At 37.0% G+C, this 15096-nt stretch carries 10 protein-coding genes; 6 read left to right on the forward strand and 4 right to left on the reverse strand.

Translation table 11 applies throughout. The annotated features are described in order from the left end of the window. Positions 1–155 precede the first annotated feature (155 nt). From G4Z02_RS05800 to G4Z02_RS05815, 4 genes are all read left to right on the forward strand, one after another. The gene (locus G4Z02_RS05800; RefSeq protein WP_258877074.1) at positions 156–722 is read left to right on the forward strand and encodes an ArsR/SmtB family transcription factor; all 567 of its coding nucleotides are present in this window, start codon (positions 156–158) and stop codon (positions 720–722) included. A gap of 127 nt (positions 723–849) precedes the next feature. After that, the gene (locus tag G4Z02_RS05805; protein ID WP_258877075.1) at positions 850–3132 is read left to right on the forward strand and encodes a serine hydrolase; all 2283 of its coding nucleotides are present in this window, start codon (positions 850–852) and stop codon (positions 3130–3132) included. A gap of 321 nt (positions 3133–3453) precedes the next feature. Then, a complete protein-coding gene (locus G4Z02_RS05810) occupies positions 3454–5934 on the forward strand; it encodes a DUF5011 domain-containing protein (RefSeq protein WP_258877076.1) in 2481 nt (826 codons plus the stop codon). 145 nt (positions 5935–6079) lie between these two features. Beyond that, positions 6080–6919: a type II CAAX endopeptidase family protein gene (locus tag G4Z02_RS05815; RefSeq protein ID WP_258877077.1), complete on the forward strand. Its 840-nt coding sequence runs from the start codon at positions 6080–6082 to the stop codon at positions 6917–6919. 294 nt (positions 6920–7213) lie between these two features. On the opposite strand, the gene G4Z02_RS05820 is transcribed toward G4Z02_RS05815, so the two are convergent. The 3 genes from G4Z02_RS05820 to G4Z02_RS05830 form a co-directional block, all read right to left on the reverse strand. Beyond that, entirely contained in the window at positions 7214–8536 is a 1323-nt protein-coding gene (locus G4Z02_RS05820) for an MFS transporter (protein ID WP_258877078.1), read from the reverse strand. Between the two features lie 96 nt (positions 8537–8632). Beyond that, the gene (locus G4Z02_RS05825) at positions 8633–8968 is read right to left on the reverse strand and encodes a PadR family transcriptional regulator (protein WP_258877079.1); all 336 of its coding nucleotides are present in this window, start codon (positions 8966–8968) and stop codon (positions 8633–8635) included. A 305-nt stretch (positions 8969–9273) separates the two neighbouring features. After that, complete coding sequence (locus G4Z02_RS05830; RefSeq protein WP_258877080.1) at positions 9274–9933, reverse strand: CPBP family intramembrane glutamic endopeptidase; 660 nt, start codon at positions 9931–9933, stop codon at positions 9274–9276. A 104-nt stretch (positions 9934–10037) separates the two neighbouring features. On the opposite strand from G4Z02_RS05830, the gene G4Z02_RS05835 reads away from it, so the two are divergent. Further along, positions 10038–10769 (forward strand): YwaF family protein, encoded by a 732-nt coding sequence (locus tag G4Z02_RS05835; protein ID WP_258877081.1) that lies wholly within the window; start codon positions 10038–10040, stop codon positions 10767–10769. A gap of 364 nt (positions 10770–11133) precedes the next feature. Here the strand turns inward: G4Z02_RS05835 and G4Z02_RS05840 are convergent, their stop codons facing one another. Continuing rightward, on the reverse strand, positions 11134–13533 hold the full coding sequence (locus G4Z02_RS05840) for an MASE3 domain-containing protein (RefSeq protein WP_258877082.1): 2400 nt from the start codon (positions 13531–13533) through the stop codon (positions 11134–11136). 303 nt (positions 13534–13836) lie between these two features. Here G4Z02_RS05840 and G4Z02_RS05845 point away from each other — a divergent pair, with 303 nt between their 5' ends. Next, positions 13837–15048 carry a PepSY domain-containing protein gene (locus tag G4Z02_RS05845; RefSeq protein WP_258877083.1) on the forward strand — a complete coding sequence of 404 codons (1212 nt, stop codon included), beginning with the start codon at positions 13837–13839 and terminating at the stop codon, positions 15046–15048. Positions 15049–15096 lie beyond the last annotated feature (48 nt).

Below are 15096 nucleotides of genomic sequence, written 5' to 3' on the forward strand. Positions count from 1 at the left end.
CCCCATAATAGCTAATAATGTATAAATGGTTGTTGAAGTGGCATGTTGTTTAAAATGTTAAATTGCATCACTTATACTTGACATTCAATATAGTTTAACGTTATAATAAATTGAACGTTGATATACATTCAATAAACAAGATGGAAGATGATAATATGAAAGGCACAATATATTTAACTACCGATCAACAGCTAAAGATCGTCTATGATCCGTATCGGATGCGCATTATTGAAACATATTTTAAAACTCAAGAACCGCAAACCGCCACTCAAATCGCGGACATTATTGGAGAACCACCGGGTAAAGTTCATTACCATGTAAACAAATTACATGAAATAGATGTTCTCCAAATTGAAAAAACGAAAAGTATTAATGGTATTCAAGCCAAATATTATGGATTGAAGTATGAACATATACTTGTAGATCCAGAACTGCGAAAAGGACAGTATTTTCGAGAAATACGTGGTATGTCTCGAGCAACAAACTTTCGGATTCACGTAGAGCACTTTTCAGAAGACATAGTAAAAGCACATGAATTTACCTTTTCGGGTAGTGAATATCACCCCGGTTATGTATATTCCAATCATACAAAATTATATATGACAAAAGAGCAACAACGAGATTTTATGAAAGAGATGAACCAATTGATTCAACAATATACTACTCCAGATGATTCAGTGGGTGTATATACAACACTATTTGGCTTGGCAAGAGTAGAATAACGAGAAACGACATCGATGACTACACCGAAAGTAACAAAGTCTGGTCTACTACACAATACTATTACAAACAAGAAGCTAGCACTTTGCTAGCTTTTTGTTTTTTATGGAAATGGATAAGGAGAAGATTATGAAAAAAGCGGCATTACTATTCGCACTATGGTTGATTGTACTAATTTCAGGATGTGAAACCGAACTCACAATTGAATTTGAAACCAATGGGGGTCCTGTAATTGATTCAATTACTTTACTCGAGGGAACGTCACCAACACTTCCGGACGACCCAACCAAAGAAGGGTATATCTTTGTTGGGTGGTATGTAGATGATACCTTTGAGGAAGCATTTGATGATACAACAACTGTATCGACGAATCTCACCTTGTATGCAAAATGGGAAATGCCATTACGAACACTAACATTTCTTGATTTTGATAATAGTGTCCTCAACACGTTCACTTATGAAACAGGGGATGACTTATCAGCGCTTAGTGCACCTACTGTGGAACGAGAAGGATATGAGTTTACAGGTTGGGATGTCATCGTACCGGATACGATGCCAGCTGGCGATTTAACAATCATTGCTCAATATCAGGTCCGGCAATACACCATCGAATTCCACGATATCGATGGAAATGTTATATCGAGTGATCAAATCGACTTTGGACAAGATTTAACCATTTATGAGGTACCTGCTATACCCGAGCGTGATGGCTATGCAAGTATTTCCTGGACTAGTATGTTGCCTAACACGATGCCTTCACAAAACATCGTGCTTGAACCAGTCTATGAAATGCTTACATATACTCTTTTGTTTGAGGATTATGACAATACCATTATTCAAACAAATCAAGTTCCATATCAAGCAGACTTGCAAACCTATTATGGGGATTTGCATCCTTCAAGAGAAGGATATGAATTCATTGGATGGGACATCAGTATATCTCAAACGATGCCGCTGGAAGATTTGGTTGTTACCGCGGTCTATCAAATCCTATCATTTACTCTCGAATTTCAAGATCATGATGGAACAGTCTTGTCGAGTCAATTGGTCGAATACGGAACCGATTTAACCTTATTTAATCTACCAGATATACCCGAGCGTGAAGGGTATTCAACTGTTGGATGGAATGGCACATTACCAGATATCATGCCTGCAAATTCAATAATCATGACAGCACAATACGACATTGAAATGTATACGATTCAGTTCCTTGATGTTGATGGTACTGTGATGCTGGAAATTATAGAAGAGTATAGCACAGACTTAAGTGAAGTAGTTATCGACGATCCGACAAAAGAAGGACTCACATTTTTAGGATGGTATCTTGACGATCTCTTCATCAAAGAATGTGAATTTGATTCCATGTTAAGACAGGACATTACCTTGTATTCAAAATGGGAAACGCTGTTTCAAACTAGTATTAACTCATTTGTTAATAACGTAGAATTTAATGGATCGATATTGATCTATAAAGATAATGAAACGCTATTAAGTGAAGGCTATGGTTGGGCTAACACCGTCGAAAAAATCGAAAACACTCCAGAAACAACATTCTTAATTGGCTCAATCACAAAACAATTCACTGCCGTTGCCATTATGATGTTATATGAAGATGGATTGTTAACTGTCGATGATACAATCGATATGTATATTCCCGACTTTCCGAATGGAGATATCATCACAATTCACCATTTACTTACACATACTTCTGGACTCGAAAACTATCTCATTCATATACCACGAGATGAAGAGTACTTAACCTCATATCACTCCCCTTTAAGTTTAATCAATATTATTCGTTCGTATCCCTTAGCATTCACTCCCGGAGAAGAGTTTGAGTACAGCAATACAAACTATCTGATACTGGGGTACATAATTGAAGTCATAACTGAAATAACGTATCAAGAGTTTATGCAACAAAATATATTTGATCCATTGGGAATGGAGAATACTGGGTTCTCTACGCTAGACCCTGAATCTACAGAAGCCCTGGGATATGATCGAATACTCTATGGTAGAGGCGTCGCAGTAGATCGTCGTCACAATTCCATATCCTACTCTTCAGGTTCAATGGCTTCGACAACTGGAGATTTACTACTATGGCATCATGCATTGATGAATTATACCCTGATTACAGAAGAAACTACCAACCTAATCTACACACCATATACGGATCCGACCTATAATACAGAAGGATATGGTTATGGCTGGCACATTCTCTCAACAGATGGTACAGTAAAGCTGTTCCACAGCGGTGATTCTCAACGTTTTATTACGTATTTTTATAGAAATACTGGAGCCGACTTAGCTATCGTAATTATCAGCAATGAATACGATACTAATATGGAAGAGATACTGTGGCATATATTCGAAAAATTGACGGAGTTTGGGTATTCCGATTATGTCGTGTAGTATCATGACATAACATCCCATGATATTGGCTAGACTACAAGAATATCAGTAAATCAAAACACGTAAAAACACTCTATCCTTTTTAAAACTTAAAGTGATTGTGTAACTCATAGACAATCACTTTTGGTTTACCGAGGACAATCTGGGCAGTGATGGAGTTCAAACAAAAGAGAGAAATATATTATATCCATATTTTTTACAAAGCCCTATTGGGCTTACGCTATATATACTAAGCCACTAAGAAGTGTGATTGACATTCTTTACATTGCAATATAGAATATATACAGATATAAAAAATATTGGGAAGGAAGTATATTAGCTATGAAACGATGTGCTTTAGGGATTTTTTTAGTTGCGATTATGTTTTTTCTTTCAGGATGTGACAATACTGCACCTATTATTACAGGAGAAGATTCGATTGAAATTTCTGTTGACTCAACCATCACAGACTGGACACAATATGTGTCGGCATTAGACGATCGAAGTGGTGAGATAACAATTACTACTGATATGATTGATATCACAGATGTTGATTTGGCTGCAGTAGGTACCTACGAAGTACATTACACAGTAACTGATGATAATGGAAATGAAGGACAATACACACTGACGGTTGTAGTAGTAGATGATGTCAATCCAAGCATCACACTCAATGGGGATGATGTGGTATATGTCGAATACGGAGAATCATATGCGGAACTGGGTGCCACTTGCTTGGATAACTACGACGCCACTTGTACGGTAACCATTGCTGGTGATACCGTCGAATCGATGATTCTTGGTAGTTATGAAATTACGTATAATGCAATGGACTCTGAAAATAACGCAGCTACCGAAGTAACGAGAACTGTGGTTGTACAAGACACAACTGCTCCTGTCATTACATTAAATGGTGATGATGTGGTATATGTCGAATATGGAGAATTATATGAGGAACTAAGTGCCACGTGCTTGGATAACTATGACGCCACTTGTACGGTAAGTATTGCTGGTGACACCGTCGAATCTTCAATTCTTGGTAGTTATGAAATTACATATAATGCAATGGACTCGGAAAACAACGCAGCTATAGAAGTAACGAGAACTGTGGTTGTACAAGATACAACTGCTCCTGTCATTACATTAAATGGTGATGATGTGGTATATGTCGAATATGGTGAAACATATGACGAACTGGGTGCCACGTGCTTGGATAACTATGACGCCACGTGTACGGTAAGTATTGCTGGTGACACCGTCGAATCAACGATTCTTGGTAGTTATGAAATCACGTATAATGCAATGGACTCGGAAGACAACACAGCCATAGAAGTAACGAGAACGGTGGTTGTACAAGACACAACTGCTCCTGTCATTACATTAAATGGTGATGATGTGATTTATTCCATTTTAGGCGAGTTGTTTACGGATCCCGGTGCAGAGGTGTTCGATGCATACGATCAAGATGTTACACTAACCGTGTACGGCAGTGTAGATATAGACACAGTAGGAGAATATTTCATCACATACTATTCTATTGATAGTGAAGGTAATGAAGCGAGTGTACAAAGACAAGTCATTATCTATGAAGACATATCCGATGAAATATATGAAAGCACCGATTTGAGTATTGAACCATTTGTATCAACTGGAAATAGCGTGTCGTTCAATATACGAAATGACGGCGAACTTTATAGTGAGGCAACAATCCACATCCGTGTGATTGGTGAAGATGATACAGTATATTTTACCACTGTTTATTCAAACTATATTGGTGGAAATCCAATGTATACTGCGAATAATTTACCTTCAGAATCCACCTATACGATTGAAATTACAATGTCATATGAAACGATCATCGATGTATATAATTGGACACTAGATACGGTCGACCTGGAGACGACCTCAGAGTTCAATGTATATGATTTCGATAGTTATGTATGCTCTGCAGGTGGTTTTGCTGCATCTTGTCATGTGAATTGGGAAGGTGAAATAACCTTTGATGCCAATGAATCGTTTACCTTTAGACTATACGATGAAAATGGCTATGTAGACGAATTTACTCCATACGTCATCGAAAATGTTGAGATTTTTGTTGACATTATGAACTTAGACTTTTTATCTAGTTATACAGTTGAACTTGTATATCACAATGTCGATGGAGATACAACAGAATCGACCGTCATCGCAAAAATGTATTTCACGACTATTATGCCCAATTATATTGATGCGCTGATTGAAAACCGCAACGGATTAATCATTTCCAACATCTTGGACACGTCGGTTAACTTCAACATGTTTGTATATAGCAATTATGGTTTCGTTGTCGATGAGAACAACTTTCTTGATTACACGCTGTATGATGGCGATACCGTAGTGGAAACTGGTCGATTAGATACGTTTGGATGGAGTCCGTTTGTCTTAGAAGGATTAACACCAGAAACTGAATATTTACTAGTTCTTCGTCAACACTTTGTTCAAGGTGAAGAACCGTTCGTCGATGTCCGTCGGGAGTATAGGTTTACCACATTGCCGACGTCATCAGTAACCATCAATCTCAATCACACCATCACACAGACGGGAATTGATGTCAACCTGACGTTTATCAATGAGCTCAATTTGGACATCACCGAAGTCGATGTTGATGTCGCCTTCAATCCACTATTTCCGGAAACAATAGTGTATGAAACTACATTGGTGGATGATTACAGTTTTACCGTTATGGGATTCACTAATAATATTATGTACGTAAGAGTCATCGTCACTTTTACAGAAAACGATGTATCAGTAACTCATACACAAATCTTTGAAATCTTCTTGTAGCTCAATCTGTTGATTGACAAGACTGAAGTAAGATTTATGTAATTTGTAAAACAATTTCAACGCAACCAAAAGTTGCTTGTAAATGAGTAGAAAATCCTATATTGTAGAACTAGATATTAATAAATATAGGATTATGGAGAATACTATGAGTAAAACAAAACAATTAATTGTATACTTTGCGGTAACATTTGGATTTTCATGGTTGGTGTGGAGTCCATTTATATTGGCTGGTTTCGGTTTATATCCCATGTCTGAAACATTGAGCTCTTTGATGATGCTGGCAGTGATTATTGGTGCATTTGGACCACTTGTTGGTGCAGTTGTTGTCCAGTATAAAATCGGCCGATGGCCACAAGTGAAATCATTTCTTAAACATTGTTTACGCTTTAGAACAAAACCACTCTATTACATTCTAGCAATCGTGATCCCCTTTGGGGTAACGGTGATTGCTCACTATATTACAACAGGTTTTGGAATCTCCAATCTTCCAACTACCTTAATGCCCGAAGAACTTACTATTTCACCAGTAGTATTAGTACTACCCTATGCATTATTAATGTTAGTTCTCGGTGGTGGCCAAGAAGAGTTTGGTTGGCGCGGATTTGCCCAAGACAAACTTCAAGATAAATTCGGAATCCTTCTAGGAAGTTCCTTTCTCGGTCTGATGTGGGGACTATGGCATGCTCCACTATGGATAATGCCCGGTGAAGGACATGAAAATTATTCCTTTATCGCCTTTGTTTTATTTACTATTATCTTCTCAATCATGATTAGTATATTATACAACATTAGTGACAAGAAAATGGTGATCCCTTGGGTGATGCATGCGGCCAGCAATACATCAGTTCCGTTATTCCCGATTCTCTTCTTAGAAGATGTAGATCAACCAGGATATTGGATCTGGGTTGCGGTAAACTTTGTCGCAACAACCATCCTTGTATTATGGTATTACAAAAGGAAACAATTAACCCCAAAAACAGCCTAACAATAACTATAGAGTAGAATATAACCACTGCGCAAAGTAGTGGTTTTGTTTTTATTATCTATGATTCGAGGAAGATTCTTTCTCGTTTTGTGTCATTATTGTAGACCCAGCATTATAGTAGTGACTACTCGTATTAATGTATGATATTAAAAATCAAACCAACAAGTGGTTTGATTTTTTTAGTATCATGAAACGACATACACCTCTATTTTTTTATTCACTATTTAGATAAGATATGCTTCGAAAGGAATCATTATCGAGACAAGCTTTGTGTCTTTTGTTTCCATTCTCACGTTAATCTTGGATTAGTTCAACATGATTATGTCCTTGATCTAGGGAATCAAACAAATGGGTGATTTTATCGTTGGTGATGAAACCGATGGTAGGAACTAGCAATAAGACCGAGCAAACCATTGCTAAAACGGAAACACTTGTGTAACTCACAATAACACCACCAAGGAAAATAGCAATGGGGACAGCTCCACCACTAATGGAACTGATAACACCAAAAACACGTCCTCTGTATTCTTGATCAATGGCTTTGATTAACGCGGTGTTGAGGGGAACATTTGTTGCCATCATGAACGTTGCCATTCCGATGTTACCAATAATCATAAGAATATAAAAAATAGGATAATTAATGAGGCTCTGCGTTAATAATGTAATGATTATCGTCATAAAAATAAAACTACTTGATAACAGCACAAGATTTTGTCGAATGACTTTCTTAATACTTCGAAACACCATACTACCAACAACGACGCCTGATATCATCATAGAGACTCCAAATGTAATATTTACCCATGCGATATCCCATTCACTTCGTGTTAGTTCGGTGCGGAAGAAGTAGGGTATTCCAACACTGAATAGTGGTGAAAAAGCAAAATTTAGAAACAAGCTAAAGACCATCATTGTGAGTAAACCAGTTTTTGTTCTCAAATAGGATAAACCAATTTTGAATCCTGCGAGGACCGATTCATGTTTGTCAATAATGACATCTTCTTTATACAATGCCTTAATAAACATTTCACTAAATCCAGATATGATAAATGAAAGTCCGTTTAACAATAGTGCTGTATGAAAATCAAACAACCCATATGCAGCGGCACCGAGTAAAACACCAACGATCATTGTTGAACTTTGAATAATGCTATTCGCTCCTTGTGCTGTTTGGACTTTTTCCAACCCGACAATCTCCGGAGTTATCGAGGAAATTGCGGGACCAAAAAATGCACTAACTACACCTGAAATAACAGTGATGCCAAGTAGTATAATCATCGCGGTATCATTGGGTACACCAATGAAGAAAACATAGCCAACAACAACAAACATAATTCCCCGTAAATAATCGGTTAAATAAATAATTTTCACTTTGTTCCAGCGGTCTACGAGTACCCCAGCGATAGGTGTTAAGGCAACACGGATAATTGCACCTAGTGCCATAAACGTTCCCAGCATCATCCCGGATGGGACACCTAGTATTTCACCACCGCTTTTAATCGCCAAATCTTGAACGTACAGACCAGCAACAAATCCGAAAAGGACATTTCCAAGTTCTGATACGAAGTTTCCTAAAAATAGTAATGTGAAGTTCTTGTTTCTGAATAATTCTTTCATAGTTCCACCAACTTGTGTACTTTCTCTGTAAGTTTTTTGTAATGGTTATAAGGTTTAAGAATTGCTTTCGTTGCAGAAATTGCTTCTAATGTAATACTATCCATTTAAAACATCACTAATGTTAATAATGATTTCTTTATAGTCCAGATACATTTGGACATATTTCTTTCTTCCACGTGGCATGATTTGGTAGTATTTTCGTGGATTCTCTCGTCCCTTTTTGGATCTGCTCCAGTAACTTTTGATTAGTTCTTGGTTCTCCAAACGATGCATTAAAGGATACAGGGTTCCTTCTTTAAGCTCAAGAGAGTTATTTGTTCTAGTATTCACTTCTTGAATTAAAGAATAACCATAATGATCTTTTTCACACAATAATTTAAGGATTACAAGTTCCAATAATCCTTTCTTAAACTGTTGTTTAAATTTCGTCATAAAACCACCGCCATTATTAATATGCTTTGCAAAGTACTTTGTTATACAAGGTATATTGTAATTTACAACCATTCTTTTGTCAATCATTTCTTCTGTTATAGTCTAAGGTTTATTCAAATACAACAATCAAACACTATTCATACGTATTGTAACTGTCAATATACATCATTTCACACTTGGCCAGTTTATCCCTCGCAACATAAGCCTGGACAAGCGTGATTTTCTGATACCACAAAACACCCTTGCACAATGCTTGTGCAAGGGTGTTTATCGTTGTACGTTATCAAAAGGTTCTGAAACCTAGGTTATTGTAAGAATAAGTAAAATCCAATGGAGAACATTGCTAAGTCGGCAAAGATATGAACAATGCAGGAATTGATTAAACTTTTTCCAAAGCGATTAATAAAAATTAAGAATGCCCCAACTAGCATTAGACCAAATAACAACAAAATAAAGATTAATGGTTCAAAGTACGCAGATACAATTCCGATGTGAAATGCTGCGAACAAGAAACTAGAGACGAGATAGGCCATAATTTCATTAGTCTTGCGAAGATTCATATAGACAAAACCACGGAAGAAGAACTCTTCCAATATGACATTGAACGTCGTCATGTATAAACTGACCCAAATGATGTTTTGGAGCGTAACATCAATCGCTAATAACGCTTCGGTGATTGACGAAGGATCAGAAAAGAAGTAAATGATGGTATATCCACCAATCGCACCAAAGAAAACCACAAGTCCAGCGAGAATACTAGGTCGAACATCTTTGAATGATACCTTGGAGAATGTCAGGTCGTTTAAAATAGACGATTGTGAATAACGCAATAAGAAAAAAGGAACCACGATCATGAATGGGATCCGTACAAGCTGTTTGGTGAGATAGGTGAACTCAACCACTGTTTCAAGATACAACAATAAACCAATTAATACAACGCCGTATATCGCTTGGGTTTTATTCATGATGATCTCCTTAATTGAGATGACCTTATTATATCATAATGTATTGTATTGTGTAAGGGATTCGAGTATACTGTATCTAGCTTGATTGAGATGAAGGTGGATGCATGAGTTTTGAACGATTTTGGAGTCATGAACTAAATTACGACATGGCCCTAGACATATTTACCTGGCAACATGTTCTATTGATTACACTTGGTGTTCTAAGTGTTGTTTTGACATTGCATTATGCCCCCAAAATTAAAGCCTCAAATAAAGAGCCTATCTTTAAGAAAATCATGGTAGGTATCCTCATCTTCTTAGAACTGATCTATCACATTCATTACTGGAGTTATGGTCTATTCAGTGTACCGTTACATGTGTGTAGTTTTGGGGCGATGTTCAGTATCGCTCTACTGCTTACTAATCGTAAAAGCATCTTTGATTTTGTCTTTTTCATCGGCGTTTTTGGTGGTCTTGCCGCGTTGTTTGTTCCCAACTCATTGGGATACACCTACTACAATATGCGATACTATCATTACATCTTGATTCACATGATGATCGTCATCGTTCCAGTTTATTACTACAAAGCATACAATTACCGTGTGACACTGAAAAGTGTCTACAAACCGATAATCATGCTTCTCGTCTTGTCACCACTAATCATTTACACCAACGTCACCTTTGATCGCAACTACATGTTTGTTGGAGAGAAACCACGGGTTTTGGCAAGTGTCTTACCCGATTGGCCGTATTATGTGGGCGTCTTGTTTGTGATGATGTTTGTATCATTTCACATCCTGTACTATGTATCAAATCATTTGTCAATCAAACGAATTCGACAACTACTTCATGTGTAAGTTAATTCAAAATTAAAATAATAAAGCCCTCGATGGGCTTTTTTATCGTTTCATATATAGAAGACTCCTTCTTCAAGCAAATTTTCGAAAATTTGGTAAGTGGGAGATGAATATATATCATTTCTGGTGCAGAAATGCTTTGCATTTTCGAAAATATTGCGTTTTCTGCATTTTGCCACTTCTACAACAATATGATAGTATGCAAGTAGGTAAATAGTAGAAGGGAGTAAAAACAGAAAACAAAAGAATAGATATTACATAGAGGATGGGACAACCTTGATAGCTCGATTGATTTGCGCGCGATAGTGCGCATTACCCGAGAAGCCCCTACTTCAACAATACCTATTGTAAGTAGTGGGAGTGTTCACTTATCTAGATTATCGGAATCAGGTCGCACTTCAGTAACAGCATTAATGTGTTCAACAAATACATTGACGACGTCTGGATCAAACTGGGTTCCCCGATTATTTTTCAGTTCTTGTATCGCTTCTTGTTTGGTGAAACTACGACGATAGGAACGATACGATACCATTGCATCGTAGGCATCGACGACGGAAATAATCCGGGATTCAATTGGGATTTCATCGCCTTTTAGTCCATGGGGATACCCTCCCCCATTATAGAACTCATGATGGGATAATACATATTCAGCAATCTCTCTGAAGTCCTTAGTAGAACTTAAAATACGAAAGCCGATTTCCGTATGGTTCTTAATCTCTAAGTATTCTAATTCAGTTAGGGGGCCCTCTTTTTTTAAGATGCGATCAGGAACAATGATTTTACCAATATCATGAAGTAATCCGGCCATCTTAATTTTTCCGACTTGATTGGTGTTGAAGCCCATTTTTTGTGCAAGAACTTCGGTCATCAAAGAAACGTTGGTACAATGATCTTTGGAGTACTGATCTTTTTCAAACAGCGTATTTAATATCGTTTCAATCGCATTGGTTCTCATCGATGGGACATCCATCAATTTCATCCGATACATCTCATCTTCCGCAATCTTAAATTCTTCATAAAATGGTAATCTGTCAGATGTTCGAATATGCACGCCATACGAAAGGGATAATTGTACAGAACTAACATGTACTTCAGCACATTGGCGTTCAATATTCTCGAATAAAGTATAGACGTACTCTGAAGTGGTGTTTGTCGTAACGACAACGAACTCATCGCCACCAATTCGAAATAGAGTACTAGACTTCTCTAAGTTTCGTTCTATCAGCTCCACGGTTTTAATTAACATCTCGTCTCCGGCAAGATGTCCAAACGCGTCATTAATCAGTTTTAATCCGTTCAAATCAATAACGACAATACCAAGGGGATAGAATGGATTGGTATCAACTTGTTTGATATAGTCCTCAAAATGTCTCCGGTTGTATGCACCAGTCAAGTCGTCGTGGTTGTTTAAATGTTCGATTTCCTTGAATGCTTTGGTGCGTTCCATTGTCTGTGTTAAGATTTTTGAAATGGATTTAATCAGTGTGATGTCGTCTTCTAGAGTTTCACGGTTTGTTGTTGTCATATTATAGCCCATGAAACCATAGAATCTCCCATTAACAAAAAGGGGTTCATTGATGTAAGCATAAATACCAATCGTAAGAAAATTCTCTTTTTCATGCTCGTTTTCAATCGTAGAGGTATCCGCAGAATAGTGCGTCATTCCTTTATTGAATTTGTTGAGGAGACTATCAACAACAAAGAACTCATACTCGAAGTCATCGTCCACCAACTGACTGGAATGATTGAACCATGCGTTTGTCAGTTTAAAGACTTTACGATCTTCAATGTGTTTATAGATAAAGGTATGATCGACTTCTAGCGTGCTCCCAAGAAGCGTTAGAACATCGTTAATGAAGTTGTCATTTCGGATTGCTACACTACAAATTTCGGTAATTTCCCTGGTTAGTTTTTCGTACTTTAGTAGCTTGCTGAGTTGATCCGATTGATGTAAGATTTCTTGATACAACGTTTCACTCGGTGCAATAATCGTTGATTTCAGTAAAATATATGTAATGATAAAGAATGCCAATATTTTAAAATGATGGCCAACGACAAAGGCAATATCTGTGGTTATTGTATATTGAGTAAAGAAAAACTCAGAAAAAATTTGAAACAATAAAAAGAATAGAAACAAAATCATCATGTTGTTGTTGGTAATTAATTTGTATCGCACTAACAAGTATCCACCAACGACAAACAATAAGATGATCAGGTACTCATTAATGACTTTGGTTGTTGTTAAACCTTGCCCAATCACATACATTTGTGGAAAATACCCTTGGAGGATGAAGAGGATTCCAAGCGTCGTAATAAATACATAAGCGAAAATTACACCAACGTAATTCACTCGTTTAATAAACCTTGTTAAAAGAATGGCAAATACGATCGAAGCACCTTGTAAAACACGGGCGAATATCCAAAATGATAGCGTTAGATTTAACGCTTCATCAGCGCTGGAAAACAGATGGATTCCCGGGTAGGATAGGATATGAAACACATCGATAACACTAACAAAAAATAGCGATATACAAATCACCATAATCAATGTATTTGATTGTACAAATTTCCACATACTAATAAGAATGACAATGATAATTAAACCAGTGAGTACTGTAATTAACTCCATGATGGTATGATAAAGGACATCATCTCCTACAGAGATTTGATGTAATAAAATGAACAACAAAGGAGTTGTCACAACGAAGATAACAACTGGTTTCCACCTAACGTCTTTAAGGAGTGATTGAATCCGCTGAATCATAAAAAATCACCTGTAGAGTTATTTTATGTTCTTTATTCTGTATGAATAATACTTATAGTTCATTCTATCACATTATATAATTTGTATACAACCTTATACTATATAAAGGTTAGTAAGTCTGTGATACCATTCTATAAAGTAGCTCTATACTAATTACGTATAGAAGTGCTTTTTATTTTTCTACTAAATGGTTCCAACTAAAGGACAATATAAAAATTTTTAAATTTTTTTCGAATGTATGCAATATTTTCTGGTGGTTCTGCATTAGTATAGTGAAAACCACAAATAGAAAGGAATTTGAAAATGAAAAAATTATCTACATTAGTATTAACAGCTCTTGTACTCGTTACACTAGCTGCATGTTCTACCGGGAGTGCATCTGCCGCATCGACAATTGCGATTGATGTCAATCCAAGTATTGTATTAGAGTTGGATGACAATGATAATGTCATCAATGTAATATTAAATAATGAAGACGCCGCGACCATTATTGGTGATATGGATCTTGTCGGTGTCGATTATAACGTCGCGTTAAACGCGATTGTTGGATCAATGGTTGCCAATGGATTTATCAGTGAACTGCAGAACTCTGTATTACTCTCTGTATCCAGTGATGATGAGCAACATGAAGTCAATTTACTGGCTGAACTTGCACAAACCATCAACAATTACTTGAGCGGTAGTGCAATTGAAGGATCAATCATCACGCAATCCCTAGATTTTGATGATGATGCCGAAGCATTGGCTGAGTTATTAGACATTTCTGAAGCAAAAGCAGAACTGATTTTAGAAATTGTTGAACTGGATCCTCGTGTAGTTGTCGAAGAACTAGCACTGTTATCCATTAATGACTTAAATCTATTATTGGAAGCCAAAGACTATCAATTAGATGGTGTCGATAAAGTTGGTACAGCGAGTGAACTTAGCTTAATTACGGCTGAAGAAGCTTATCAAGCAGCAGTTCTTCATTTTGAACTTGATGAAGCGACAATCGTTGAATTTGAAGTCGAGTTGGAAACCGAAGATGGAATCATCGTATACGAAGTGGAACTAGAAACCGACAACGAAGAATACGAAGTGTATATTCATGCTGAAGAAGGAACAGTTTATGTTGAAATGGATGACGATGATGACGACGATGACGATGTCTTCCCTGAAGACGCATTATCTGAAGAAGCGATGATGCAACTGGTTGCGACCGAACTCAATGTGGATTTGAGTATGGTTACGGAACTTGAAATGGAAGCTGAAATGGACAATGGAGTAGCCTATTACGAAATCGAGTTTATGTATGAAGGGCAGGAGTTTGAATTAGAAGTCGATGCGGTAAATGGTACGTTCTACTATCAAGAAATTGAAACCGATGAAGACGATGATGATGAAGAAGAATACGACGAGTATGATGATGAATCAGACGATGTCGAAGACACGGAAGAAGATTCTTTGGATGATACGGAAGATGAAACAGTAGAAGAAGAAACCACTGAAACCGAAGACACAACCACGGAATCCTAACGATTATATCCTCCAATGAAGCCGATCACCCCCTGATCGGCTTCGATG

The sequence above is a fragment of the Candidatus Xianfuyuplasma coldseepsis genome (genome assembly GCF_014023125.1).
Classification (GTDB): domain Bacteria; phylum Bacillota_I; class Bacilli_A; order Izemoplasmatales; family Izemoplasmataceae; genus Xianfuyuplasma; species Xianfuyuplasma coldseepsis.

What these genes read in the sequence shown, in the direction of transcription:
- G4Z02_RS05805 (WP_258877075.1), top strand. Translation starts at nt 850, where the DNA reads ATGAAAAAAGCGGCATTACTATTCGCACTATGGTTGATTGTACTAATT.
- G4Z02_RS05820 (WP_258877078.1), bottom strand. Translation starts at nt 8,536, where the DNA reads ATGAAAGAATTATTCAGAAACAAGAACTTCACATTACTATTTTTAGGA.
- G4Z02_RS05800 (WP_258877074.1), top strand. Translation starts at nt 156, where the DNA reads ATGAAAGGCACAATATATTTAACTACCGATCAACAGCTAAAGATCGTC.
- G4Z02_RS05815 (WP_258877077.1), top strand. Translation starts at nt 6,080, where the DNA reads ATGAGTAAAACAAAACAATTAATTGTATACTTTGCGGTAACATTTGGA.
- G4Z02_RS05810 (WP_258877076.1), top strand. Translation starts at nt 3,454, where the DNA reads ATGAAACGATGTGCTTTAGGGATTTTTTTAGTTGCGATTATGTTTTTT.
- G4Z02_RS05845 (WP_258877083.1), top strand. Translation starts at nt 13,837, where the DNA reads ATGAAAAAATTATCTACATTAGTATTAACAGCTCTTGTACTCGTTACA.
- G4Z02_RS05840 (WP_258877082.1), bottom strand. Translation starts at nt 13,533, where the DNA reads ATGATTCAGCGGATTCAATCACTCCTTAAAGACGTTAGGTGGAAACCA.
- G4Z02_RS05835 (WP_258877081.1), top strand. Translation starts at nt 10,038, where the DNA reads ATGAGTTTTGAACGATTTTGGAGTCATGAACTAAATTACGACATGGCC.
- G4Z02_RS05825 (WP_258877079.1), bottom strand. Translation starts at nt 8,968, where the DNA reads ATGACGAAATTTAAACAACAGTTTAAGAAAGGATTATTGGAACTTGTA.
- G4Z02_RS05830 (WP_258877080.1), bottom strand. Translation starts at nt 9,933, where the DNA reads ATGAATAAAACCCAAGCGATATACGGCGTTGTATTAATTGGTTTATTG.